This window comes from Pseudomonas sp. BF-R-01 (genome assembly GCF_019946615.1).
Classification (GTDB): Bacteria; Pseudomonadota; Gammaproteobacteria; order Pseudomonadales; family Pseudomonadaceae; genus Aquipseudomonas; species Aquipseudomonas migulae.
On sequence record NZ_JAGYFX010000023.1, the window covers coordinates 45,269 to 70,989 of the forward strand.

The following is a 25,721-nucleotide window of genomic DNA, read 5'->3' on the forward strand; positions in this document are numbered from 1 at the left end:
TCGTGTCTCTGATCGCTTCTGACCACTTCCGCATCGTTGTCGGCCTCGGCAAGAGCGGCATGTCCCTGGTTCGCTTCCTGGCGAACCGGGGCACGTCGTTTGCCGTGGCCGATACGCGGGAAAATCCACCGGAACTGGCCACGCTCAAGCGTGACTATCCGCACGTGGAAGTGCGTTGTGGCGAGCTGGACGTCGAATTCCTGTGCCGCGCCGATGAGCTCTACGTGAGCCCCGGCCTGGCGCTGGCGACCCCGGCCCTGCAGGCTGCCGCCGCTCGTGGCGTGAAGTTGTCCGGTGACATCGAGCTGTTCGCGCGTAACGCGAAGGCGCCGATTGTCGCCATCAGCGGCTCCAATGCGAAAAGCACCGTGACCACGCTGGTGGGCGAGATGGCGGCTGCGGCCGGCAAGCGCGTCGCTGTCGGCGGCAACCTCGGCACGCCGGCGCTGGATCTGCTTCGCGATGACATCGAGTTGTACGTGATGGAACTGTCGAGCTTCCAGCTCGAAACCACCGACCAGCTCAACGCCGAAGTGGCGACCGTGCTCAACGTCAGCGAAGACCACATGGACCGCTACAGCGGCCTGCCGGCCTATCACCTGGCCAAGCACCGGATTTTCCGTGGCGCCAGGCAGTTCGTGGTCAACCGTCAGGACGCCCTGAGCCGTCCGTTGATGGGCGAAGGTCAGCCCTGCTGGACCTTCGGTTTGAGCAAACCCGATTTCAAGGCGTTTGGTATCCGCGAAGAAGACGGCGAGAAATACCTCGCCTTCGAATTCCAGAACCTGATGCCGGTGCGCGAGTTGAAAATTCGCGGCGCCCACAATCAGTCCAATGCCCTGGCGGCGCTGGCCCTGGGCCACGCGGTCGGCCTGCCGTTCGACGCCATGCTGTCGAGCCTGCGCACGTTCGCCGGTCTCGAACATCGCTGCCAGTGGGTTCGTGACCTGGACGGCGTGAGCTACTACAACGATTCCAAAGCCACCAACGTCGGCGCCGCACTGGCCGCCATCGAAGGTCTGGGCGCGGACATCGACGGCAAGGTCGTGCTGATCGCCGGTGGCGACGGCAAGGGTGCCGAGTTCAATGATCTGCGTGATCCGGTGGCGGCCAACTGCCGCGCCGTGATCCTGATGGGCCGCGACTCCGACAAGATCGGTGAGGCCATTGGCGACGCCGTGCCGCTGATCCGCGCTGCTTCGCTGGTCGAAGCGGTGGAGCAATGCCGCGCCGCTGCGCAACCGGGCGACGTGGTGTTGTTGTCGCCGGCCTGCGCCAGCTTCGACATGTTCAAGAATTACGAAGACCGTGGTCACCAGTTCGTCCAGGCAGTGGAGGATCTGGCATGAGCCTGCTCAACATCATCAAGCCGTTTCCTTCGCCGCTCATCACCGGGCGCGGCATCGATCTCGATTTTCCGATGCTTGCCGGTTGCCTGGCCTTGCTCGGCCTCGGACTGGTCATGATCGCCTCGGCTTCGACCGAAGTGGGCGCCGTGCAGTCGGGCAGTGCCCTGTACTACATGACTCGCCACTTGATCTACGTGGTGCTGGGCCTGTCTGCCTGCATCGTTACCATGATGATTCCGATCGCCACCTGGCAACGCCTGGGCTGGCTGATGCTGATCGGTGCGTTCGGCTTGCTGGTGATGGTGATCATTCCGGGGATCGGCCGTGAAGTGAACGGTTCGATGCGCTGGATCGGTTTCAGTTTCTTCAACGTTCAGCCTTCCGAGATTGCCAAGGTGTTCGTGGTGATCTACCTCGCCGGTTATCTGGTGCGTCGCCAGAAAGAAGTGCGTGAAAGCTGGATGGGTTTCTTCAAGCCGTTCATCGTGCTGCTGCCGATGGCGGGTCTGTTGCTGATGGAGCCGGACTTCGGTGCCACCGTCGTGATGATGGGCGCGGCTGCGGCGATGCTGTTCCTTGGCGGGGTCGGGCTGTTCCGGTTCTCGTTGATGGTGGTCCTGGCGGTTGCGGCGGTGGTGTTGTTGATTCAGGTGCAGCCATACCGGATGGCGCGTCTGACCAACTTTGCCGACCCGTGGGCCGACCAGTTCGGCGCCGGTTATCAGTTGTCGCAAGCATTGATCGCGTTCGGTCGCGGTGAGTGGCTGGGCGTAGGCCTGGGCAACAGCGTGCAGAAACAGTTCTACCTGCCGGAAGCCCACACCGACTTCGTGTTCTCGGTTCTGGCCGAAGAGCTGGGTGCCGTGGGTTCCCTGTGCACCGTGGCGCTGTTCGTCTTTGTCTGTATTCGCGGCATGTACATCGGTTATTGGGCCGAGAAGGCCAAGCAGTTCTTTGCTGCCTATATTGCGTACGGTCTGTCGTTCCTGTGGATTGGTCAGTTCCTGATCAACATCGGGGTGAACGTCGGCCTGCTGCCTACCAAAGGCCTGACCTTGCCGTTCCTCAGTTATGGCGGCAGTTCGTTGGTGATCTGCTGTGCCTGTCTCGGCTTGTTGCTGCGCATTGAGTGGGAGAGTCGAACCCACCTGGGCAGTGAGGAGATGGAGTTCCATGAGAGCGACTTCGCCGAGGAGCCGACCCATGGGCGCTAACGTATTGATCATGGCGGGCGGCACCGGCGGACACGTGTTCCCGGCGCTGGCTTGCGCTCGCGAGTTCCAGGCCCGCGGTTACACCGTGCATTGGCTTGGCACGCCGCGTGGCATCGAAAATGACCTGGTGCCGATGGCCGGCATCGAGCTGCACCGGATCAACGCCAGCGGTCTGCGCGGCAAGGGCAAGTTGTCCCTGCTCAAGGCGCCGTTGATGTTGCTCAAATCCGTCTGGCAGGCGCGGGCGATCATTCGCCAGTTGCGGCCGGTGTGCGTGGTCGGTTTCGGTGGTTATGTGACCGGTCCTGGCGGCGTTGCAGCCAAACTGGCCGGTGTGCCGGTGATCGTTCACGAACAGAACGCCGTGGCCGGTACCGCCAATCGGTTGCTGGTGCCGTTGGCCGCCCGAGTCTGTGAAGCGTTCCCCGACACCTTTACCCTGTCGGACAGCCGACGGACCACCGGTAACCCGGTGCGCACCGAGCTGTTCCTCGACACACCGCGACCTGCCCTGGCTGGTCGCAAGGCGCGTTTGCTGATCCTCGGCGGAAGCCTGGGCGCAGAACCGTTGAACAAATTACTGCCTGAAGCCCTGTCGCACGTCGCCCCCGACCTGCGCCCGGACGTGTTCCATCAGGCTGGGAAAAACCACGATGAAGTGACTGCAGAGCGCTATCGCGCGGCTGGCGTCGAGGCGCAAGTGCAGCCTTTCATCAAAGACATGGCCCACGCCTATGGCTGGGCCGACCTGGTGGTGTGCCGCGCAGGCGCGCTGACCATCAGTGAACTGGCTGCCGCCGGTCTGCCCTCGATGCTGGTGCCTTTGCCCCACGCGATCGACGATCACCAGACCCGCAACGCCGATTATTTGGCCCGTGAAGGCGCTGCCTTCCTGATGCCGCAAAGAACGACTGGCGCAGCGGATCTAGCCGCACGCCTGACAGAGGTCCTGATGCAACCACAACGACTCACCGACATGGCCACCGCGGCACGCCGCCTGGCCAAACCCGATGCGACCCGTAACGTGGTCGATACCTGCCTGGAGGTGGCCCATGGTTGAGAATCAGAAAGCCATGCCGCACCCGGAAATGCGCCGTATCCGTCGCATCCACTTCGTCGGTATCGGCGGCGTGGGCATGTGCGGGATCGCCGAAGTGTTGCTGAACCTGGGCTATGAAGTGTCCGGTTCCGACCTGAAAGCTTCGCCGGTCACCGAGCGTCTCGAATCATTCGGTGCCCAGATCTTTATCGGCCACCGTGCCGAGAACGCCGCTGCCGCCGACGTGCTGGTGGTATCGAGCGCGGTGAACACCTCCAACCCGGAAGTCGCCACTGCGCTTGAACGCCGTATTCCGGTGGTGCCGCGTGCCGAGATGCTGGCCGAGCTGATGCGTTATCGCCACGGCATCGCCGTCGCCGGTACCCACGGCAAAACCACCACCACCAGCCTGATCGCTTCGGTATTTGCGGCCGGTGGCCTCGATCCGACGTTCGTCATCGGTGGTCGTCTGAATGCCGCGGGCACCAATGCCCAGCTCGGCACCAGCCGCTACCTGATCGCCGAAGCCGACGAAAGCGACGCCAGCTTCCTGCACTTGCAGCCGCTGGTGGCCGTGGTCACCAACATCGACGCCGACCACATGGCGACCTACGACGGTGACTTCAACAAACTGAAGAAAACCTTCGTCGAGTTCCTGCACAACCTGCCGTTCTACGGTCTGGCGGTGGTGTGCCTGGACGATCCGGTGGTGCGTGAAATTCTGCCGCAGGTCAAACGTCCGGTCGTCACGTACGGTTTCGGCGATGACTGCGATGTGCGTGCGATCAATGTGCGTCAGCAGGGCATGCAGACTTTCTTCACCGTGCTGCGTCCTGACCGCGAGCCGCTGGATGTCTCGGTGAACATGCCGGGCAACCACAACGTGCTGAACGCGCTGGCCACCATCTGCATCGCCACTGACGAAGGCGTCAGCGATGAAGCCATCGTCCAGGGCCTGTCCGGGTTCCAGGGTGTCGGCCGACGCTTCCAGGTCTATGGCGAACTGCCGGTCGAAGACGGCAGCGTGATGCTGGTCGACGACTACGGTCACCACCCGACCGAAGTCGCGGCCGTGATCAAGGCCGTGCGTGGTGGCTGGCCGGAGCGCCGTTTGGTGATGGTCTACCAGCCGCACCGTTACAGCCGCACCCGCGACCTGTACGACGATTTCGTCAATGTACTGGCCGACGCCAACGTGCTGTTGCTGATGGAAGTCTATCCGGCCGGCGAAGAGCCGATCCCGGGTGCCGACAGCCGCAAGCTGTGCAACAGCATCCGTCAGCGCGGTCAGCTCGACCCGATCTACATCGAGCGCGGTGTCGATCTCGCGCCTGTCGTCAAGCCGCTGCTGCGTGCCGGCGACATCCTGTTGTGCCAGGGCGCCGGTGATATCGGCGGTCTCGCACCGAAACTGTTGAAGAGTCCGTTGTTCGCTGGCGCCGTTGCCGCGCCAAGCGTGGGGAAGTTGAAATGACTGCTGCTTACGCCAACCTCGTCTCCACTGTCGCGCCGAAAGATTTCGGCCGCGTTGCCGTGCTGTTCGGCGGCAAGAGTTCGGAGCGTGAAGTTTCCCTGAAGTCGGGCAACGCGGTTCTCGCAGCGCTGCAAAGCGCCGGTGTGGACGCGTTCGGTCTCGATGTCGGTGATGACCTGTTGCAGCGTTTGCTCAACGAGAAAATCGACCGTGCGTTCATCATTCTCCACGGTCGTGGCGGTGAAGACGGCAGCATGCAAGGCCTGCTGGAATGCCTGGGCATTCCGTACACCGGCAGCGGCATTCTGGCGTCGGCGCTGGCCATGGACAAGCTGCGCACCAAGCAGGTGTGGCACAGCCTCGGCATTCCGACGCCACGCCACGCGGTACTGAGTTCCGAGGCCGATTGTATTTCGGCGGCGACGGAACTGGGCTTCCCTTTGATCGTCAAACCGGCCCATGAAGGTTCAAGTATCGGGATGGCCAAAGTGACTTCCGCGCCGGAGTTGATCGACGCGTGGAAAGCGGCCAGTACCTACGATTCGCAAGTGTTGGTCGAGCAATGGATTCAAGGTCCGGAGTTCACCATCGCCACCCTGCGTGACCAGGTGTTGCCACCGATTGCCCTGGGCACGACACACAGTTTCTACGACTACGACGCCAAGTACGTGGCCTCCGATACCCAGTACCGGATCCCGTGCGGCCTCGACAGCAACAAGGAAAAAGAACTGATGGACCTCACGGCGAAAGCCTGTGAGGCGCTGGGTATCGCCGGTTGGGGCAGGGCTGACGTGATGCAGGACGCCGACGGGCAGTTCTGGTTCCTGGAAGTCAACACCGCACCGGGCATGACCGATCACAGTCTGGTCCCGATGGCGGCCCGTGCCGCCGGTCTGGATTTCCAGCAATTGGTCCTGGCGATCCTGGCCGCCAGTGTTGAGGTTCGAGGGTAAGACCATGCAAGGCGCACAGCTAAGACATCAGCCCCCTCCAGCACCCGGCCGCAAGCCGGTGCCGCGGGGTGCCAGCCGAATGGTGGCCAAAGAGCCGATGTCTGCGCGCCTGCCGAAAGCCAATTTTGGTTTTCTGAAAAGCCTGTTCTGGCCGGTGCTGCTGGTCGCGCTGGGGTTTGGCACTTACGAAGGCGCACAGCGTTTGCTGCCGTACGCCGACCGGCCAATCACCAAGATCGCGGTGCAGGGCGACCTGAGTTACATCAGCCAGCAAGCGGTGCAGCAGCGAATCGCCCCGTACGTGGCGTCGAGCTTCTTCACCATCGACCTGGCGAGCATGCGCACCGAGCTGGAACAGATGCCATGGATTGCCCACGCCGAAGTACGTCGGGTGTGGCCGGATCAAGTGGTGATCCGCCTGGAAGAACAACTGCCGGTGGCCCGTTGGGGCGACGAATCGCTGTTGAACAACCAGGGTCAGGCGTTCACCCCGCGTGAGCTGGCGAACTACGAACACTTGCCACAGCTGTTCGGCCCACAACGGGCTCAGCAGCAAGTGATGCAGCAATACCAGGTGCTGAGCCAGATGCTCAGGCCGTTGGGCTTCTCGATTGCACGCCTGGAGTTGCGTGAACGAGGCAGCTGGTTCCTGACCACCGGCGCCGGCAGTTCGGGCCCGGGGATCGAACTGCTGCTGGGCCGCGGCAACCTGGTGGAAAAGATGCGCCGCTTCATTGCCATCTACGACAAGACGCTTAAAGAACAGATTACGAACATTGCGCGCATCGATCTGCGCTACGCCAACGGCCTCGCTGTTGGCTGGCGGGAACCTGTAGCGCCTACGACAGCCCAACCCGCTGTCGCGAAGAATTAAGAGAGGCAGGACCCATGGCAAACGTGCAAAGCGGCAAAATGATCGTCGGTCTCGATATCGGCACCTCCAAGGTGGTGGCGCTGGTAGGCGAGGTCTCGGACGACGGCACGCTGGAAATCGTCGGGATCGGCACTCATCCGTCCCGCGGCCTGAAGAAAGGCGTGGTGGTGAACATCGAGTCCACCGTGCAATCGATCCAGCGCGCCATCGAAGAAGCGCAGCTGATGGCCGGTTGCCGGATCCACTCGGCGTTCGTCGGCGTGGCCGGCAATCACATCCGCAGCCTGAACTCCCACGGCATCGTTGCGATTCGTGATCGCGAAGTCAGCTCCGCCGACCTTGAGCGCGTTCTCGACGCTGCCCAGGCTGTGGCGATCCCGGCTGACCAGCGCGTGCTGCACACCCTGCCGCAGGATTACGTGATCGATAACCAGGAAGGCGTGCGTGAGCCTCTGGGCATGTCCGGCGTACGTCTGGAAGCCAAGGTCCACGTGGTCACCTGCGCCGTCAACGCCGCACAGAACATTGAAAAATGCGTGCGCCGCTGCGGTCTGGAAATCGACGACATCATTCTCGAGCAACTGGCGTCCGCGTACTCGGTACTGACCGACGACGAGAAAGAGCTGGGCGTGTGCCTGGTGGACATCGGCGGTGGCACCACCGACATCGCGATCTTCACCGAAGGCGCGATCCGTCACACCGCAGTGATCCCGATTGCGGGCGATCAGGTGACCAACGACATCGCCATGGCGTTGCGCACCCCGACCCAGTACGCCGAAGAAATCAAGATTCGCTACGCCTGTGCCCTGGCCAAGCTGGCCGGTGCCGGTGAAACCATCAAGGTCCCGAGCGTTGGCGACCGTCCACCGCGCGAGCTGTCCCGCCAGGCCCTGGCCGAAGTGGTCGAGCCGCGTTACGACGAACTGTTCACGCTGATCCAGGCTGAACTGCGCCGCAGCGGCTACGAAGACCTGATCCCGGCCGGCATCGTGCTGACCGGTGGTACGTCGAAGATGGAAGGCGCGGTCGAACTGGCCGAAGAGATTTTCCACATGCCGGTCCGCCTGGGCGTGCCGCATGGCGTGAAGGGCCTCGACGACGTGGTGCGTAACCCGATTTATTCCACCGGCGTCGGCCTGTTGATGTACGGCCTGCAGAAGCAGTCCGACGGGATTTCGTTCTCGGGCATCAGCAGCCGCGACAGCTACAGCAATGACGAACCGAAAGCCGCCTTGCTCGATCGCATCAAGAGCTGGGTACAAGGCAACTTCTGAAGAATTACCGCAGCACCGTTGTAGATACAGGCAGTAGGCGAAAAAACTAGAGAATCAAAGGAGAGGGAAAATGTTCGAACTCGTAGACAACATCCCCGCAAGCCCGGTCATTAAGGTTATCGGTGTTGGCGGAGGCGGCGGCAACGCTGTCAATCACATGGTCAAGAGCAACATTGAAGGCGTTGAATTCATCTGCGCCAACACTGATGCCCAGGCGCTGAAGAGCATCAGTGCGCGGACCATCCTGCAACTGGGCACCAGCGTGACCAAAGGTCTCGGCGCCGGCGCCAACCCTGAAGTAGGTCGTCAGGCCGCTCTCGAAGATCGCGAGCGCATTGCCGAAGTCCTCCAGGGCACCAACATGGTGTTCATCACCACCGGCATGGGCGGCGGTACCGGTACCGGTGCTGCGCCGATCATTGCTGAAGTGGCCAAGGAAATGGGGATTCTCACCGTTGCGGTGGTGACCCGTCCGTTCCCGTTCGAAGGCCGCAAGCGTATGCAACTGGCCGACGAAGGCATCCGCCTGCTGTCGGAAAGCGTCGACTCGTTGATCACCATTCCCAACGAGAAGCTGCTGACCATCCTCGGTAAAGACGCCAGCCTGCTGTCGGCTTTCGCCAAGGCAGACGATGTACTGGCCGGTGCCGTTCGCGGTATCTCCGACATCATCAAGCGTCCGGGCATGATCAACGTCGACTTTGCCGACGTTCGTACCGTGATGAGCGAAATGGGCATGGCGATGATGGGCACTGGCTGCGCCAGCGGTCCGAACCGTGCACGCGAAGCTACCGAAGCGGCCATTCGCAACCCGCTGCTGGAAGACGTGAACCTGCAAGGTGCACGCGGCATCCTGGTGAACATCACCGCCGGTCCTGACCTGTCCCTGGGTGAGTACTCCGACGTGGGTAGCATCATCGAAGCCTTCGCTTCCGAGCACGCGATGGTCAAGGTCGGTACCGTTATCGATCCGGACATGCGCGACGAGCTGCACGTAACAGTCGTTGCCACCGGTCTGGGCGCGAAAATCGAGAAGCCTGTGAAGGTCATCGACAATACCGTTCACACTTCCATGGCGCCGCAACCGCAACAATCGGCTCCCGCTCGTCAGGAAGCTCCAGCGGTGAACTACCGTGACCTGGACCGTCCGACCGTCATGCGTAACCAGGCTCAGGCCGGTGCTGCGACTGCCGCGAAGATGAATCCGCAAGATGATCTGGACTACCTGGACATCCCGGCTTTCCTGCGTCGTCAGGCCGATTAATGGAATGTATCAGGGCTATGAAGGTGATTGGTGTTCAGCAAAGGTCTGGTCTGCTATCATCGCCAGCCTTTGTTGATACCAGTTCGCAATTTGCGCTGAAGCGGCCCAAGCCATGATTAAACAACGCACACTGAAAAATATTATCCGTGCCACCGGTGTAGGTCTGCACTCCGGGGAGAAGGTATACCTGACCCTCAAGCCTGCACCGATCGACACCGGAATCGTCTTTCGCCGTGCCGACCTCGATCCAGTGGTCGAGATCCCGGCTCGTGCTGCCAACGTCGGCGAGACAACTATGTCGACGACGCTGGTCAACGGTGACGTGAAAGTGGACACGGTTGAGCACTTGCTCTCGGCCATGGCCGGCCTGGGCATCGATAACGCCTACGTCGAGCTCTCCGCGTCCGAAGTCCCGATCATGGATGGTAGCGCTGGACCTTTCGTTTTCCTGATTCAATCGGCCGGCCTGGAAGAACAGGACGCAGCCAAGAAGTTCATCCGGATCCTGCGGGAAGTGACAGTGGAAGACGGCGACAAGCGCGCCACTTTCGTCCCTTTCGAAGGCTTCAAGGTGAGTTTCGAGATCGATTTCGATCACCCGGTTTTCCGTAACCGCACACAAAGTGCAAGCGTGGATTTTTCCAGCACTTCGTTCGTAAAAGAAGTCAGCCGCGCCCGTACCTTTGGTTTCATGAGTGACATCGAGTACCTGCGCAAGCACAACCTCGCACTCGGCGGTAGCGTTGAAAACGCTATTGTGGTCGACGCGGATGGTGTACTGAACGAAGACGGCCTTCGCTATGAAGACGAATTCGTGAAGCACAAGATCCTCGATGCAATTGGTGACCTCTACCTGCTGGGCAATAGCCTGATTGGTGAGTTCAAGGGCTTCAAGTCCGGACATGCATTGAACAACCAGCTGCTGCGCAAGTTGATTGAGCAGCCAGATGCTTGGGAAGTCGTGACTTTCGAAGACGCCAGCACTGCACCGATCTCTTACATGCGTCCGGTTGCGGCGGTGTAAGTAAAAACCTCTCTAGTTTTTAAAGGCTGCCTTCGGGTGGCCTTTTTTTATGCCTGCCGGAAAGTTATGCGGTGGTAGTGATGACGCCTTCGCGGGCAAGCCTCGCTCCTACAATGGCAATGCGTACCCTGTAGGAGCGAGGCTTGCCGGCGATGGGGCCGGCCGCTACAGCGAAGATCTCACTCCGTAGCCACCACCCGATTTCGCCCGCTTTCCTTCGCCTGATACAGCGCTTTGTCCGCCGCAATCAGCAACTGTTCAAGGCTGGTATCAGTCGTCGAAGTCCAGGTGCTGATGCCGATACTGACAGTAATCGGCGATTCCACGCCCGCCACAAACGGCAGTTGTTCCACCGCAGACCGAATGTGTTCAGCAATTTGCCGCGCGCCTGCGCTGTCCGTTTCCGCCAGGACCACCGAGAACTCCTCCCCCCCGTAGCGGGCGACCAGGTCCGTCGGTCGCCGCACGTTCTCGGCGATCACCTTGGCCAGTGCCCGTAGCGCATCGTCACCCGCCTGATGGCCATGTTGATCGTTGAACGCCTTGAAGTGGTCGGCATCGATCATCAACACCGACAGCGGTTTGCCGGAGCGTTGCGCGCGAAACCACTCATGGCGCAGGGTTTGATCGAGCATTCGGCGGTTGGCTACGCCGGTCAAGGCATCGGTGGCGGCCAGTTGTGCCAGCTCGTGTTCGGCGTTGTGACGTCGGCGCAATTCACGGCGTAGCAACCACGTCAGCCACAGCAGGCTTACGCACAAGGCTACGGTTGCAGAGCTGACCACCACTGCCGTGCGCTTCCAGGCCGCAAAAACTTCATCACTGGACAGCGCAACGATGACGATCAGTGGCAAATTTCCGACCTTGGAAAAGGTGTACAGACGCTTGTCACGGTATCGATCGGACATGCTGGTGAAGCTGCCATTGCCTTCTTTGACGATGCGCTGGAAATTGGGGCGATTACTGAAATCCTTGCCAATCAGCTCTTCGGCCAGGCGTGGTTGTTGGGCCAGGAGAATCCCATTCTTGCTGATCAGATTGACCGTGCTATCGCGGCCGATGCTCAAACTGTTGAACAACTGATCGAAGTAACTCAAGCGCATGGCGGCTTCGGCTACTCCCAGAAACTCACCCTGGGAGCCGCTCAGCCGTCGACTGAAACTGATACGCCAATCCTGTTCGGGCGACCTGGCTCTAAAGGGGGGGCTGATGAACATGCCCGGGTCCGGGTTGTTCACGTGAGATTGAAAGTATTCGCGATCGGCGTAGTTGCCTTGCCTGGGCTCCACCGAAGCCGAGTCGGCGATCACGTCGCCCTTGTTGTCGAGCAACAAAATATTGCCCTTGTACGGCGCGGCAGTGGCGCGGTCGAAATAGGCCATATGGCGAATGGCTGGAGATACGCTCTTGAGATCCTCTCGCTGGGAGGCGGCGATCAAGCCCAGCAGGGAAATATCATAGAGTTCGACATTGCGCAGCACGTCGGCGTCGATCAATTGCACGATGTTGTTGGCGGCGCGAGCGGCGGACAATTCGGCGTTGGCGCGCTCACGGATCAGCAGAAACGTCACGATGCTGAGTATCGCAATCACCAACAGCACACTGCCGAGAATCAGAAGTCGCTCCGATCGTGTCGACCCGATCGGATCTTGAGATTTCACACTGCTCACACTCATGGTTCTGGCTTCTGCAAATAAGGTGTTATGAAAGTTTTTTACAAGAGTCGGGCAGAGTCCCAGAAACCGGTCGCGTCCAGAGGGCTTGTATAAAGGCCGGATAAAAAAAAGGCCAGCAAAAGATGCTGGCCTTTTGCTTAGCGAAGCTTAGAAGACATTCAGCGTGTAGTCGACGATCAGCCGGTATTCATCAGTGTCCTGATCCAGCGCGCCATAACCGTTGCCCCCACGGTTGGTGGCCCATTGCAGGCGCACCGCCAGGTCCTTGGTCTTGCCGCCCTGGACCACGTACTTCAGATCAATGTCACGCTCCCAGTGCTTGGCATTTTTGCCGTCGGCGCTGTACCACGAGGCGTAGCCGCGGCTGTCTGGATCGGCTTTGGTCAGGTCCAGCTCGCCCCGGGAGTAAGACACTGCCGAGGTCAGGCCGGGTAGGCCGAGTCCGATAAAGTCGTAGGCGTACTTGAGTTTCCACGAGCGTTCATTCGGACCATTGAAGTCGGAATACTGCTGGGAGTTGTCGAGAAAAATGCTGTCGCCCTGGCTGATGTAGTCGAACGGCGTGTTGCCGTTGACCCGCTGGTACGCGGCGGTGACGCTGTGATTGCCCACGCCGACGGTGAAATGCAGGCTGTAAGTGTTGTTGTCGATGTTGCCCAGCAGCGCATCGCCGGTGTCCTGCGTGTGATAAACGTGCAGGCCCGGATTGAGGCTGACCCGTTCGTTTAGCGAGTAGGTGTAATCCAGGTCGTAGTAGTACTGGTTCCAGATGTCCTTGAGTTCGGCGGCGTAAAGGCTGCTGGTCAACCCCGGCAGGCCGCTCCAGGCTACGCCGGCCCAGTTCAGGTGCTGGCTTTCGTCGCCCTCGGCGAGGCTGCCATAGGACGTGCCGATGCGCGTATGACCGCTTTGGTTGTAGGGCTTGGTGAAACTCGCCTGGCCACCTTCGATCAGAAAGCCGTCGAAGCTGTGATTGGTCAAGCTGACGCCGCGAAAGGTCTGCGGCAGCATGCGCGTCTCGCCGCCGGCGATCACCGGGTTGGCGAGAAACAGGTCACCGGCCTTCAGCTCGGTATCGAAGGCGCGCATTTTCAGCGTGCCACCCGCCGTCGAAAACGACCCCGGCGCTTTGCCGTTGCCGTCACTGATCGGCAGGATGCTCGAATTATCGGTGCCGCCACCGCCGTCGAGCTTGAGGCCGAGCATGGCGTGGGCATCCAGACCGAAACCGACGGTGCCTTCGGTAAAACCCGATTCGAAGACCCCCAGGAAACCCTGGCCCCATTCAATGTTGTCGTCCGCCTGCTGCAGGCGGTTGCGGTTCATGTAGTAGTTGCGGGCATTGAGGTTGAGGCTCGAACCTTCGACAAAACCTTCTTGGTCGGCGGCCTTGGCGTTGATTGGCATCGTTACGGCGATTGCAATGAACAGCGGATTGAATCTTTGAGGGAAACGCACTAGCGGTACAGCTCCTTGGGTCTACTGAACACTTCATTGTTTTGAAGTGCGGGATGTTTCTTGTCAGGGAAGACGAACCGGACAGCGTTTGAACCACAACAAAAAAAAGCCGCTGATAGCAGCGGCTTTGAAGACAACTTTTCAACAGGAAGAGCCAATGAAAAGTGTCGAGGGAAATAGAGCGATGTGAGCGATCAGCTATCTTTCTCGACCCGTGGCTGGGCCTGAATGGTCGACGCTTGAGGGGTTTGCGCAGCGCCCTGCGCCTTGGCCGTCATTTCGCTCTGATGTTCTTCAAACGCTGCAGCGCGCGCTGCATTGTGTGCGACGAAGGACTGCGACTCTTCAGCCATGGCGAATGGAGAGAGGAACAAAGAGGACAAAACGAAAGCGCTGGCAATACCCATAGTGTTGGACATCTTTAAAACCTTCTTGCTTGGCAAGTGCTGTTTGGTGGCGCAAAGATAAGGATCCTGGCTGATGGGAAACAGAGCCAATTCAATAAAGGACTGTTGCGGGATAAGCAAAGATCACAACCCTGTAGGAGCCGGCTTGCTGGCGATGGCGTCTTCAAAAACAACACAGAACTTAAGACCGATCGCCAGCAAGCCGGCTCCTACAGATTTGCGAAAGGTCAGACAGGAAGGTGAATACCGAAGGTATTCATGCCGTGGTCACTGCGCACAAACACATCCCCGCCGTGCATCAACGCAATCGCCTTGACGATCGCCAGCCCCAGGCCGTGGTTGTTGCCACTGTTGCTGCGCGACGCATCGACCCGGTAGAAGCGCTCGAACAATCGCGGCAGATGTTCGTTGGCAATCGGTGCACCGGGGTTTGCCACGCCGATGCTGACTTGATGGTCCTCGACGTCGATCTGCACCTGAATCACCTGCCCGGGCTCGGTGTGTTGCACCGCGTTGCTCAGCAAGTTGATCAACGCCCGACGCAGATGCGCGATCTCGATCCGTACCTGCGCATCGCCACGGACCTGCACTTGAACCTGCGCGTCTTCAAGAATGAAATCCAGATACTCCAGCGTCGTCGCCACTTCATCCGCCAGCGAGGTGGACGTCAGTTTGGTGGCCTTGCTGCCCTGATCCGCACTGGCGAGGAACAGCATGTCGTTGATGATCGAACGCAGTCGCTCCAGCTCCTCAAGATTCGATTGCAGCACTTCGAAATAGTGTTCCGCCGAGCGTCCGCGCGTCAGCGCAACCTGGGTCTGACCAATCAGATTGGTCAGTGGTGAGCGCAGCTCATGAGCGACGTCGGCATTGAACGACTCAAGCCGCGAGTAAGCCTGTTCGACCCGCTCCAGGGTGGAGTTGAAGGAGTTGACGAACTGATTGAGTTCCGGCGGCAACGACGATAAGCGCAAACGCCCGGAACGCAGCGGCGGCGCCAGGCGCTGAGCCTCTTGAGACAACTTGATCAATGGCTTGAGGCCGATCCGCGCCACCCAGTAACCGAGTGCCGAAGCCAGCAGCACGCCGACAATCGCCAGGCTGATCAGCGCAATCAGCAGATGATGCTGGGTTTGAAAAAACGTCTCGGTGTCGATGCCGATCATAAAGCGCAGCGGCGGGCGTTGATCCTTGGCCGGGAACTGGCTGACCAGCACTTTCATTGGATAAGGCTGACCCGGCAGTTGCAAATCGCGCATGCCCAGCGGGCCTTCGGCGAAGGCGCGGATCTGCGGCGTCGGGTTGCCATATTCGTAGTGCGGATCGCCGCTGGTGATCCAGAAACTGATGCGTTTGTCTTCTTCGCCGAGCAGCTTGAGCTTGTTGTTGATCTTCACCCAATGCTCGGGTGTGCCGTAACGGCCGACGGTGGATTCGAGCACGCTGTAACGTGCGTCCAGTTCGGCTTCGGGCAGCAAACCCAGGCCTTTGTCGACCTGCTGATAGAGCGCCCAGCCGATCAGCAGAAACACCAAAAGCGCCACCAGTGTGAACATTCCACTGAGGCGCAGGGCAATCGAATTACTGGACACCACGGCTCTCCAGCACATAACCCATGCCACGGATCGTGTGCAGCAGTTTCTCGTCGAACGGCCCGTCGAGTTTGGCGCGCAGGCGTTTGATCGCGACTTCGACGACGTTGGCGTCGCTGTCGAAATTGATGTCCCAGACCATTTCCGCAATCGCCGTTTTCGAGAGTATTTCCCCTTGCCGGCGGGCCAGCACGCTGAGCAGCGAGAACTCCTTGGCGGTCAGGTCCAGACGCGTGCCGGCGCGGGTGGCCTTGCGGCTGATCAAATCTATCCACAGGTCTGCGATGCTCACTTGCACCGGTTCATGGCCGCCGCTGCGCCGGGTCAGTGCTTGCAGGCGCGCCACCAGTTCGAGGAAGGAAAACGGTTTGCCGAGGTAATCGTCGGCGCCGTCGCGCAGGCCTTTGATGCGGTCTTCGACACGCTCGCGGGCGGTGAGCATGATCACCGGGGTTTGCTTGCGCGCACGCAAGGCACGCAGCACGCCGAAGCCGTCGAGGCCCGGCAACATCACGTCGAGGACGATCACCGCGTAGTCGCTTTCCAGCGCCAGGTGCAGGCCTTCAACGCCGTCCCGCGCCAGGTCCACGGTGTAACCCTGTTCCGTCAGGCCGCGGTGCAGATAGTCCGCGGTTTTTTCCTCGTCTTCGATAATCAGAACGCGCATGACCCCGCCTCAGTCTGTGGTCGCCAGCACCGGTACGGGCGCTGGTTTTTTGGGCCGATGAAATAGTCGCTCCAGCCACAAGTATATGACCGGAGTGGTGAACAGCGTCAGCGCCTGGCTCACCAGCAAGCCGCCGACGACCGCGATCCCCAATGGCTGGCGCAGTTCGGCGCCGGTGCCGTAGCCGAGCATCAGCGGCAGCGCGCCGAGCAGGGCGGCGAGGGTGGTCATGATGATCGGCCGGAACCGCGTGATGCAGGCCTGGAAAATCGCCTCTTCCGGCGGCAGGCCACGGTTGCGCTGAGCGTCGAGCGCGAAGTCGATCATCAGGATGCCGTTTTTCTTCACGATACCGATCAGCAACACCAGCCCGATCAACGCCATGATCGAAAAATCCTGGCCGCAAATCCACAGCATGATCACCGCCCCGAGCCCCGCCGAGGGCAAGGTCGAGATGATGGTCAGCGGGTGGACGAAGCTCTCGTAGAGCACGCCGAGAATGATGTACACCGCCACCAGCGCCGCCAGAATCAGCCACGGCTGGCTGGCCAGCGAACTCTGGAACGCCTGGGCCGCGCCCTGGAAGTTGCCGCTCATGGCGGCCGGCATGCCGATCTCGGCCTTGGCCTGATTGAGCATGATCACCGCATCGCCAAGCGCTACGCCGGGCGCCAGGTTGAACGACAGGTTGGCGGCCGGGAACATCCCGTCATGGGCGATCGACAACGGGCCAACCGTCGGCGCATCGAATTTCGCCAGCGCCGACAGCGGCACCATTTCCCCACTGAGCGGCGAGCGCAGGTAGAAATAGTTGAGGCTTTCGGCCTTGCCGCGTTGCCTGGTGTCCAGTTCCAGGATCACGTTGTACTGGTTGATCTGGGTCTGGAATTCGTTGATCTGCCGCTGGCCGAACGCATCGTACAGCGCTTCGTCGACATCGCTGGCAGTCAGGCCGAAACGCGCGGCGGCGCTGCGGTCGATGCTGATGTGGGTGATGCTGCCGCCCAGTTGCAGGTCGTTGGAAATGTCGCGGAACGCCGGGTTGGCGCGCAGTTTTTCCGTGAGGCGCTGGGTCCAGGTGCTGAGGGTTGCGCCGTCGTTGCTCTTGAGCACGTATTGGTACTGCGCGCGACTCGGGCCGGAGCTGAGGTTGATGTCCTGGCCGGCGCGCAGGTACAGCACGATGCCCGGGACTTTCATCAGTTGCGGACGGATGCGGTCGATGAACTGGCTGGCCGAGACGTCGCGCTCGCTGCGTTTTTTCAGGGAAATCCAGAAGCGGCCGTTGGCGATGGTCTGGTTACTGCCGGAGACGCCGACGGAGTGGGAAAACGCCGCGACCGCTGGATCTGCCGCGACGATTTCCGCCATCGCCAGGTGTTTTTTCACCATGTCGCCGTAGGAAATATCGGCGGCGGCTTCGGTGGTGCCGAGGACAAAACCGGTGTCTTGCACCGGGAAGAAACCCTTCGGAATGAAGATGTAGCCGGCGATGGCCAGGGCCAGGGACATGCCGAACACCCCGATCATCAATTTCTGATGGGCGAGGGCACGGCGCAGGAGCTTTTCGTAGCCGGCCAGCAAGCGTTCGCCAAAGGTTTTTTTGCTGTGGGCGTGATGCACCGGCGCACGCATGAACAGCGCGGCGAGGGTCGGCGCCAACGTCAGCGACACCACCACTGAAATCATGATCGTAGACGTGGCCGTCAGGGCGAATTCCTTGAACAGCCGCCCGACTACACCGCCCATGAACAGCAGCGGAATGAACGCCGCCACCAGCGAAAAGCTGATCGAGACCACGGTAAAACCAATCTCGCCGGCGCCCTTGATCGCCGCCTCGCGCATGCCGTCGCCGGCCTCCAGGTGTCGGTGAATGTTCTCCACCACGACAATCGCATCGTCGACCACAAACCCCACGGCCACCACGATCGCCACCAGTGTCAGGTTGTTCAGGCTGAAGCCCATGATGTACATCAGGGCAAAACTGGCGACCAGCGACACACCCAGCACCGCCGACACGATCAGCGTCGCCGACCACTGACGCAGGAACAGCGCCATCACCGCCACCACCAGCATGATCGCGATCAGCAGGGTGATTTCCACCTCATGCAACGAGGCGCGGATGGTCTGGGTCCGGTCAACCAGCACTTTGACCTGCACCGACGCCGGCAGCATCGCTTCGAGAGCGGGCAGGGCGGCCTGAATGCGATCTACGGTCTCGACGATGTTGGCGCCCGGTTGCCGGGAAATCACCAGGTTCACCCCGGGCTTGTCCCCGGCCCAGGCTTGCACGTAGGCATCTTCCGAACCGTTGACGACTTTGGCGACATCTTTCAAGTGAACCGGTGCACCGTCCTTGTAGGAAACGATGAGTTGGCTGTATTCCTCGGGGTGGAACAACTGATCGTTGGTCGACAGCGTAGAGATGCTCGACTCGCCATACAGCGCGCCTTTGGCCAGGTTGAGGCTGGTGTTTTGGATCGCCAGGCGAATGTCCGCCAGCGTCAGGCCGATGGCCGCGAGTTTGTCGGCGGAGGCTTGAACGCGAATCGCTGGACGTTGCTGGCCGGTAATGTTGATCTGGCCTACACCGTCGATCTGACTGATCTGACGGGACAGCAGGGTTTCCACCAGATCGCTGAGTTCGGGGCCGGGCATCAGGGTCGAGTTGATGCTGAGAATCAGCACCGGGCTGTCGGCCGGGTTGACCTTGCGCCAGGTCGGCAGGTTAGGCATGTCCTTGGGCAGTTTGCCGGCCGCCGTATTGATCGCGGCCTGCACTTCCTGCGCGGCGGTGTCGATGCTTTTGTCGAGGGTGAATTGCAGGGTCAGGTTGGTCGAGCCGAGGGCGCTGCTCGAGGTCATCTGGGTCACGCCGGGAATGGCGCTGAATTGCACTTCAAGCGGCGTGGCCACCGAGGAGGCCATGGTTTCCGGGCTGGCACCGGGCAGTTGCGCGGCCACCTGGATGGTCGGGAATTCGGCTTCCGGCAGCGGCGCGATGGGCAACCGTGGGAACGCAATGACGCCGAGCAATACCAGGGCAAACGTCAGCAGGATCGTCGCCACCGGATGATCGATGCACCACGCGGAAACCGAGCCGTGGCCCTTCATGGCTTCGACTCCGTTTGCACCATTTGCGCGGGTTCAGTCAGCACCTGGACCGTCGAGCCGGGTTTGAGGCGCGACTGACCGTCGCTGACCAGCACGTCGCCCGGTTTCACGCCTTTGATGATGTTCTGGCCGCTGCCTTGATAGACCATCTGCACCTGGACGGTTTCAACCTTGTCACCTTTGACCCGGTACACAAAGTGTTGATCGAGGCCACGTTGTACGACGGTGGGCGGCACCACCAGCGCATCCTTTTCCAGCGCTGTCTGAATTTTTACCGTTACCAGCAGGCCCGGCCACAGCTTCTGCCCAGGGTTGTTGAATTCGGCCTTGGCGCGGATGGTCCCGGTGTTGGCGTTGATCTGGTTGTCGATCAGGGTCAGGTGGCCTTCGCCCAGCAGGTTGCCGGTTTCGCCGTCGGTGTCGGCACCGATGTAGGCCTTCACCTGGGCGTGTTCCGGATCGTTGATCAGGCCTTGCAGGGTTGGCAGCATTTGCTGTGGCAGGGAAAACTCCACGGCAATCGGGTCGATCTGCGTCACCGTGAACAAGCCTTGGGTGTCGGTCATGCGCAGGAAGTTGCCTTCGTCCACCGTACGAATCCCCACGCGACCGCTGACCGGGGAGCGAATCTGTGTGTAGGAAAGCTGCACCTGAGCGGCGTCAATCGACGCCTGATTGCCTTGGGCGGTGGCTTTGAGCTGGTTGACCAGCGCTTGTTGCTGGTCGTAAGTCTGTTTGGACACGCCGTCGTCGACGCTCAGCAGTTTGTAACGCTTGAGGTTGACCAGCGCCACTTGCAGCTGTGCCTGGCTTTCGCCGAGCTGTGCGCGGGCCTGATCCAGGCTGGCGCGGATCGAGCGATCATCGATGGTGGCGAGCAAATCACCCTTGTTCACCAATTGACCTTCCTTGACCAGGATTCTGGTGAGGATGCCGTCGATCTGCGGACGTACCACCACGCTGTGCAGGGACAGCACCGAGCCGATGCCGCTGACGTAACGAGGGACGTCTTTTTCGGCGACGTTGACCACTCGAACCGGTATCGCCGTGGGCGCGGCGAGTCTGGCCGTGGCCGGTTTGGTGGCGTACCACACGCCCAGCGCTGCCAGGACAATCAGGAGGGCGGCGAGCAGGGCGGGTTTTTTCTGAATTCGCATGCGAGTGGGGCGCCGGGGCTGGGAGGACGGAATTTTGTCAGGGTTATACCTTCCTTTATAAACCTGTTCGCCGGTCAGGAAGGTGACTGCTAACTGACGGCGCTGTCAGTTTGGGATGTGTGGTGACTGAACTGACGCCATCGCCAGCAAGCCGGCTCCTACAAAGTACACCGCGAACCCCTGTAGGAGCCGGCTTGCCGGCGATGGCGGCAGGCGGGGCACCACAAAACCCGACGGACTCACTCGCCACGTGAAGCCTGTCGCCCCCGACACAGGTATACTGCCGCCTTTCGCGGCTCGCTGACCGGGCCCGACTCTTTTGCATCACCCGGAGCTTTCATGACTTCCCCGACACAACCGCCGGTTGCCGACGCTTTGAGCGACGACCAGGCAGACCTGCCAGACAGCGTCGACTCCAGCGCAGACAGCGAAACCAAAGCAGCGATCCCGGCGTTCAAGTTCCCGTTCAAACCGGGTGAACTGGCCGCCGCGAAAACCGCCAGCCAGCCCTGGTACAAGAACGGCGCCAAGAACGGCCACACCAAGACCCCCGGCGCAGCGCCTCCCGGCACCCGTCGTTCGATGGGCAAACGCTGAGTTTTAACGCCCCCCCGCCATTGGCCATCGGCCGCGGTTTTCAATCGCGGTGATGGCTAAGTGCTCATATCCTGAGCCAGATCAACGTTTGTGGAATCAGTGCGCTTAGAGTCAGCAGCCCTGCCGACTCTTTCCATCCAACGAGCGCGCTTTCCATGAAGATCAACCTCCCGGTGACCGGCCGTAATGTCGACGTTGCGGCTGATGCGAATATCCTCTCGACCACTGATCTGACCAGCGCGATCACCTACGCCAACGACGACTTCATCAACATCTGCGGTTACAGCCGTGAGGAGTTGCTGGGCTCGACGCACAACTTGCTGCGCCACCCGGACATGCCGGCGGCGGCTTTCGCGCATATGTGGCAGACCCTTAAAAGCGGCCGCTCATGGATGGGGCTGGTGAAAAATCGCTGCAAGAATGGCGATCACTATTGGGTGAGCGCGTATGCCACACCGGTGACGCAGAACGGCAAAGCCGTGGAGTATCAGTCGGTCCGGACCAAGCCCTCGGCGCGGCAGATCGAAGCCGCGGAAAAAGCCTACACACAGCTTCGCAGTGGTCGTACATCACTGTGGCAGCGGCTGCCCGTGCTCAGTCCGGGTCTCAAAGTGACGGCGCTGTTCAGCGCGACATTGGCCTGCGTGGTGGGCATCGAAGCGTGGCTGAACCCTTCGTCAGCCGTTTTCGGCGTACTGGCGTTTGTCGTGGGCAGTGGTTTGGCAGCGGTCGGCACCGGATTCATGTTGCGTCCGCTGAAAGCGTTGACCGAACGCGCCCGGCAGATTGCCGACAACCCGTTGAGTCAGGCTGTTTACACCGGTCGCCGCGATCAGTTCGGCCAGATCGAGTTTGCCTTCCAGATGCTCGAAGCGCAGATCGGCGCGGTGGTGGGGCGCATCGGCGATGCGTCGCAGCGCCTGGCCGGGCACGCGGCGGAACTGGTCGAACACCTGCAAGGCAGTCATAACAGCACGCTGGCCCAGCAGGCTGAAACCGATCAGGTGGCGGCGGCGATTCACCAGATGTCTGCCAGCGTGGCCGAGGTTGCCGGTCATGCGCAGCAGGCGTCCCAGGCGGCTGACCTGGCCGGCAACGAAACCCGTGAAGGTCATCAATTGGTGAGTGAAAGTCGCCATGCGGTGCTGCGTCTGGCCGAGGAACTGGCGCGCGCCACCGAGGTGATTCATCAACTGGAGGGGCACAGCAGCGAGATTACCGGCGTACTGGATGTGATCCGCAGCATCGCCGAGCAAACCAATCTGCTGGCCCTCAACGCGGCCATCGAAGCGGCGCGTGCCGGGGATGCCGGGCGCGGTTTCGCGGTGGTGGCCGACGAAGTCCGTGGCCTGGCCCAGCGTACCCAGCAATCGACCAACGAAATTCAACGCATGATCAGCACCCTGCAAAACGGCACGCGGGACGCGGTGGTGGTGATGCAACAAAGCAGCGAACAGGTGGACAACAGCGTCGAACAGGCCCGACGCGCCGCCGATTCGCTGGACGCGATCAGTCGGCGGGTCAATCAGATCACGCAAATGAGCCTGCAGATCGCTTCGGCGGTGGAAGAGCAGAGCAGCGTCAGCGAAGACATCAACCGCAACATCATCAGCATTCGCTCAGCCTGCGAGGTCACGGTCAGTGAGGGGCAGCAAAGCCAGGCGAATTCCACCGATGTGGCGGGGCTGGCGGGGGACTTGCGGTTGTTGGCGCAAGAGTTTTGGCGAGCCCGCCGTTAAGCCGCGCGCAACGAAATGAAGGCATAGTTGAGCGGCGTCTCGGTGGCCACGTGCGCACCCGCCGCCAACACTTGCCCGGCGATGTCGTCACCCGATACGTGGAACTGCCAGTCACTGTCCGATCCTGTCAGCGGCTGTTGCGCCACCTGATCGATGACCGTGGCGAACGCGCTCATGTCCGGCAGATACGCGGTGAATCCATCGCCCTTGAGGGCCGTGGTCCGAATCCCCAGTGAGGCGCAAATCGCATCTTTGGTGCGGATATCGTCGCGATCCGCCTGACGGGAACGCTGGATGAGTCCTGCGAGCTCGTGATCGACCAATTCACCGCCAATGATCAGATCCGGGCCTTTTTCCCACGATTCCGGCGGGCATTCCTTGATCGCCGGGTTGAGGGGGATGTGCGGATTGATTTCCATCGGATAGATGCGGCACACCAGCGGCCGGCGTTCGTAGATGCGGCAGAGGTTGTCTTCGTCAAGATTCCGGCAGGGACCGACGTTGTACGCCGCAAACGTGATGGCCACGTAGGCTTCGCAGTCGCCGCTTTGAACCAGCACCGAACGACGCTCGGCATGTTCGCGTTGCTGCACCGGCAGGCCGAGGCCGTTACCGAGAAAGCCTTCCACCAGCACGATCACCTGACCGCCGTCGGCCGCCCACATTCGGGCTTCGGCCAGGGTCAGGGGGACGTGATGGTCATTGCAGCATTTGCCGCAACCTACGCAGGAAAACGTTGTATTCATTGAAAGATCAGTCGCTTGTCAGGGCCCGAAATGGCGACAGAATGCCACCGCAGAAGTCAGCGACGAAGCAAGTTATGCGCCATTTACCGGGATTTGGCGGGCAGGCGGATGGAGTCCCATTCGGTCACGTAGGCGGTTTTGCTTTTTTTGTTGTAGAGGCACAGCTCGGTGCCTTGCTGGCCTTTCATGTGTTTTTGCGGGTAGCGGCCTTGCAGGAGCACGGCGGTGTAGTCGACACGGTCATCGAACTGTGCGGCTTTGCCGACGGGGGAAGCGTCCGTCAGGCCACTGGCCTTGATGCAACTGGCGAGCGTGGCTTTGTCGAAAGCGGCCCAGGCGTCTGGGCTGGAGGCGTGGGTTTGGGTGGCGAGGGCGGTGAGGCAGAGGAAGGTGAGGGTGGTGGCTTTCATGGGGCAGGCATCCTTGGGCATGGGTGGGCCGAGTATGCCTGATGGGATGAGGTTGAATGTGTCGGCCCCTTCGCGAGCAAGCCTCGCTCCTACAGGTAGGGTGATCACAATGTAGGAGCGAGGCTTGCCCGCGAAGGCGGTGTATCAGGCCGGAACCGGCTCCCGGCGGACCACAATCATCCCGGCACTTTCATACAACCGCTGCGCCCGAAGGTTGTCTTCCAATACCTTCAAATCCACAAAACCTTCACGACGCTGCTGAAATACGTTGAATGCATTCAACAACAACGCCCGGCCCAAACCCCGACCCTGGGCTCGCGGGTGCACGACCAGATTCTTGATGTAGGCGCTGGTCCAGCACTGGCATACACCCACGATACCGTCGGCATCCTGCGCAATGAAGCACAGGGAGGGATCGTATTCAGGGTCAGTCTCAAACCGCTGTTGCCAGATATCCAATGCCGGCACGCGACCGCCACCGTCCAGATAACCCAGCTCCATCAAACGATGAACGTCTACTGCCAGTTCTGGACGATATTCGTGCAGGACAATGCCCTGGGGCCAAGTGATTGCGGGCACAACCTCCGCCAGGTTGCGCCGCATCAGAAAACAAAAAGCCTCGGCCAACTCAGTGACCTTGTTCGGCGACCGCCTTGGCCGCTTCGATCAGGCACTTGGTCAGGTCCGGCGAAGAGAACTTGGTCAGCACCGCGTTGGCGCCGGCCAGACGCGCTTTTTCGCTGTTCATCGCGCTGTCCAGCGAGGTGTGCAGCAGCACATACAGGTGCGCAAAATCCGGGGTTTCGCGCAGGGTGCGGGTGAAGGCGTAGCCGTCCATCTCTGACATTTCGATGTCTGAAACAATCAGGTTGATCTGCTGGGCGGTGCCTTGCAGGTCCAGCAGGCAATCGATGGCTTCCTTGGCACTGCGCGCGGTATGGCATTGCAGGCCGAGGTTGCGCAGGGTGTGCACCGATTGCTGCAGGGCCACCTGGCTGTCGTCGACCACCAGAATGCGCGCGTTGCCGAGTACTTCCGCGTCTTCCATGCTCAGTTCGGTCGGGGCCGTTTCGATCTGCGCCGGGGCGATGCCGTGGATGACCTTTTCGATGTCCAGCACCTGCACCAGCGTGCCGTCGACCGAGGTCACGCCAGTGATGTACGAGCGCACACCGCCGGAGCCGAAGGGCGGAGGACGGATGTCGGTGGTCAGGCAGTGGACGATCTTGCTCACCGCCTGAACGTGCAGGCCCTGTTTGGAGCGGCTGACGTCGGTGACGATCAGGCAGCCGCCATTCGGGTCTTCCAGCGGCCGCTCGCCGATCGCACGGCTCAGGTCGATCACCGACAACGACGCGCCGCGCAGGGTGGCGATGCCTTTGACGTGAGGATGCGACTCCGGCAGCTTGGTCAGCGGCGGGCAGGGAATGATTTCACTGACCTTGAGCAGGTTGATCGCCATCAACTTGCCGCTGCGCAAGGTAAACAGCAGAAGCGAAAGTGAGTCTGCGCGGGCTTTGGTGGAGGACATAAAAACCTTCTGTGGAAAAAGGTGATGGGCGAATGGAAGTCGCCAAAAGCTATCGATGCCGGGTTATCGACTTGATGGGGGCAGGCTTTAGGCTAAATGCCGATGTACAGGAAAATGCTGTCCCCACCTGTAGGAGCCGGCTTGCTGGCGATGGCATCGCTG

At 60.8% G+C, this 25,721-nt stretch carries 22 protein-coding genes and 1 pseudogene; 12 read left to right on the forward strand and 11 right to left on the reverse strand.

Annotated features, from left to right (window positions below; genetic code table 11):
* The first annotated feature begins 2 nt into the window (after positions 1–2).
* The 9 genes from murD to lpxC all read left to right on the forward strand — a co-directional run bounded on the left by murD (position 3) and on the right by lpxC (position 10,465).
* Positions 3–1,349: a UDP-N-acetylmuramoyl-L-alanine--D-glutamate ligase gene (gene murD / locus KGB27_RS11500; RefSeq protein ID WP_192228967.1), complete on the forward strand. Its 1,347-nt coding sequence runs from the start codon at positions 3–5 to the stop codon at positions 1,347–1,349.
* On the forward strand, positions 1,346–2,563 hold the full coding sequence (ftsW, locus tag KGB27_RS11505; RefSeq protein WP_008037295.1) for a putative lipid II flippase FtsW: 1,218 nt from the start codon (positions 1,346–1,348) through the stop codon (positions 2,561–2,563). The genes murD and ftsW overlap by 4 nt, the downstream gene beginning before the upstream one ends.
* Positions 2,553–3,623, forward strand: a complete 1,071-nt coding sequence (murG, locus tag KGB27_RS11510; RefSeq protein ID WP_008037296.1) for an undecaprenyldiphospho-muramoylpentapeptide beta-N-acetylglucosaminyltransferase — start codon at positions 2,553–2,555, stop codon at positions 3,621–3,623. Before ftsW ends, murG begins: the two co-directional genes overlap by 11 nt.
* Complete coding sequence (gene murC / locus KGB27_RS11515; RefSeq protein ID WP_008037298.1) at positions 3,616–5,076, forward strand: UDP-N-acetylmuramate--L-alanine ligase; 1,461 nt, start codon at positions 3,616–3,618, stop codon at positions 5,074–5,076. The genes murG and murC overlap by 8 nt, the downstream gene beginning before the upstream one ends.
* Positions 5,073–6,029 (forward strand): D-alanine--D-alanine ligase, encoded by a 957-nt coding sequence (locus KGB27_RS11520; protein WP_223554537.1) that lies wholly within the window; start codon positions 5,073–5,075, stop codon positions 6,027–6,029. The genes murC and KGB27_RS11520 overlap by 4 nt, the downstream gene beginning before the upstream one ends.
* Positions 6,030–6,033: 4 nt before the next feature.
* Complete coding sequence (locus tag KGB27_RS11525) at positions 6,034–6,903, forward strand: cell division protein FtsQ/DivIB (RefSeq protein WP_008025986.1); 870 nt, start codon at positions 6,034–6,036, stop codon at positions 6,901–6,903.
* A gap of 14 nt (positions 6,904–6,917) precedes the next feature.
* A complete protein-coding gene (ftsA, locus tag KGB27_RS11530) occupies positions 6,918–8,177 on the forward strand; it encodes a cell division protein FtsA (RefSeq protein ID WP_008025987.1) in 1,260 nt (419 codons plus the stop codon).
* Between the two features lie 70 nt (positions 8,178–8,247).
* Complete coding sequence (gene ftsZ / locus KGB27_RS11535) at positions 8,248–9,441, forward strand: cell division protein FtsZ (RefSeq protein ID WP_008025988.1); 1,194 nt, start codon at positions 8,248–8,250, stop codon at positions 9,439–9,441.
* A gap of 112 nt (positions 9,442–9,553) precedes the next feature.
* Positions 9,554–10,465 carry a UDP-3-O-acyl-N-acetylglucosamine deacetylase gene (gene lpxC / locus KGB27_RS11540; protein WP_008025989.1) on the forward strand — a complete coding sequence of 304 codons (912 nt, stop codon included), beginning with the start codon at positions 9,554–9,556 and terminating at the stop codon, positions 10,463–10,465.
* 179 nt (positions 10,466–10,644) lie between these two features.
* Here the strand turns inward: lpxC and KGB27_RS11545 are convergent, their stop codons facing one another.
* The 7 genes from KGB27_RS11545 to KGB27_RS11575 form a co-directional block, all read right to left on the reverse strand.
* Positions 10,645–12,141 (reverse strand): sensor domain-containing diguanylate cyclase, encoded by a 1,497-nt coding sequence (locus KGB27_RS11545; RefSeq protein WP_223554539.1) that lies wholly within the window; start codon positions 12,139–12,141, stop codon positions 10,645–10,647.
* 147 nt (positions 12,142–12,288) lie between these two features.
* Positions 12,289–13,599 (reverse strand): OprD family porin, encoded by a 1,311-nt coding sequence (locus KGB27_RS11550; RefSeq protein WP_223554541.1) that lies wholly within the window; start codon positions 13,597–13,599, stop codon positions 12,289–12,291.
* A gap of 194 nt (positions 13,600–13,793) precedes the next feature.
* A complete protein-coding gene (locus KGB27_RS11555; RefSeq protein ID WP_032832350.1) occupies positions 13,794–14,018 on the reverse strand; it encodes a hypothetical protein in 225 nt (74 codons plus the stop codon).
* 215 nt (positions 14,019–14,233) lie between these two features.
* Positions 14,234–15,598 (reverse strand): heavy metal sensor histidine kinase, encoded by a 1,365-nt coding sequence (locus tag KGB27_RS11560; protein WP_008032291.1) that lies wholly within the window; start codon positions 15,596–15,598, stop codon positions 14,234–14,236.
* Positions 15,588–16,265, reverse strand: coding sequence for a heavy metal response regulator transcription factor (locus KGB27_RS11565; protein ID WP_007916978.1), 678 nt, complete (start codon positions 16,263–16,265; stop codon positions 15,588–15,590). Before KGB27_RS11565 ends, KGB27_RS11560 begins: the two co-directional genes overlap by 11 nt.
* Before the next feature lie 9 nt (positions 16,266–16,274).
* A complete protein-coding gene (locus KGB27_RS11570; RefSeq protein ID WP_223554545.1) occupies positions 16,275–19,379 on the reverse strand; it encodes a multidrug efflux RND transporter permease subunit in 3,105 nt (1,034 codons plus the stop codon).
* Positions 19,376–20,536 (reverse strand): efflux RND transporter periplasmic adaptor subunit, encoded by a 1,161-nt coding sequence (locus tag KGB27_RS11575; protein ID WP_223554547.1) that lies wholly within the window; start codon positions 20,534–20,536, stop codon positions 19,376–19,378. Before KGB27_RS11575 ends, KGB27_RS11570 begins: the two co-directional genes overlap by 4 nt.
* Positions 20,537–20,875: 339 nt before the next feature.
* On the opposite strand from KGB27_RS11575, the gene KGB27_RS11580 reads away from it, so the two are divergent.
* The 3 genes and pseudogenes from KGB27_RS11580 to KGB27_RS11585 all read left to right on the forward strand — a co-directional run bounded on the left by KGB27_RS11580 (position 20,876) and on the right by KGB27_RS11585 (position 22,872).
* The gene (locus KGB27_RS11580) at positions 20,876–21,133 is read left to right on the forward strand and encodes a hypothetical protein (protein WP_008026610.1); all 258 of its coding nucleotides are present in this window, start codon (positions 20,876–20,878) and stop codon (positions 21,131–21,133) included.
* Between the two features lie 155 nt (positions 21,134–21,288).
* A pseudogene (locus tag KGB27_RS31565) lies at positions 21,289–21,570 on the forward strand (PAS domain-containing protein); the annotation flags it as partial.
* Between the two features lie 258 nt (positions 21,571–21,828).
* Entirely contained in the window at positions 21,829–22,872 is a 1,044-nt protein-coding gene (locus KGB27_RS11585) for a methyl-accepting chemotaxis protein (RefSeq protein WP_404943255.1), read from the forward strand.
* On the opposite strand, the gene KGB27_RS11590 is transcribed toward KGB27_RS11585, so the two are convergent.
* The 4 genes from KGB27_RS11590 to KGB27_RS11605 form a co-directional block, all read right to left on the reverse strand.
* Positions 22,869–23,618, reverse strand: coding sequence for a YkgJ family cysteine cluster protein (locus KGB27_RS11590; RefSeq protein ID WP_223554552.1), 750 nt, complete (start codon positions 23,616–23,618; stop codon positions 22,869–22,871). The two genes, KGB27_RS11585 and KGB27_RS11590, sit on opposite strands and share 4 nt — an antisense overlap.
* An 83-nt stretch (positions 23,619–23,701) precedes the next feature.
* Positions 23,702–24,028, reverse strand: a complete 327-nt coding sequence (locus tag KGB27_RS11595) for a hypothetical protein (protein ID WP_192228974.1) — start codon at positions 24,026–24,028, stop codon at positions 23,702–23,704.
* Between the two features lie 144 nt (positions 24,029–24,172).
* Positions 24,173–24,631, reverse strand: coding sequence for a GNAT family N-acetyltransferase (locus KGB27_RS11600; RefSeq protein ID WP_223554554.1), 459 nt, complete (start codon positions 24,629–24,631; stop codon positions 24,173–24,175).
* Positions 24,632–24,656: 25 nt separating this feature from the next.
* Positions 24,657–25,559 carry a chemotaxis protein CheV gene (locus KGB27_RS11605; protein WP_008026621.1) on the reverse strand — a complete coding sequence of 301 codons (903 nt, stop codon included), beginning with the start codon at positions 25,557–25,559 and terminating at the stop codon, positions 24,657–24,659.
* Positions 25,560–25,721: the final 162 nt, after the last annotated feature.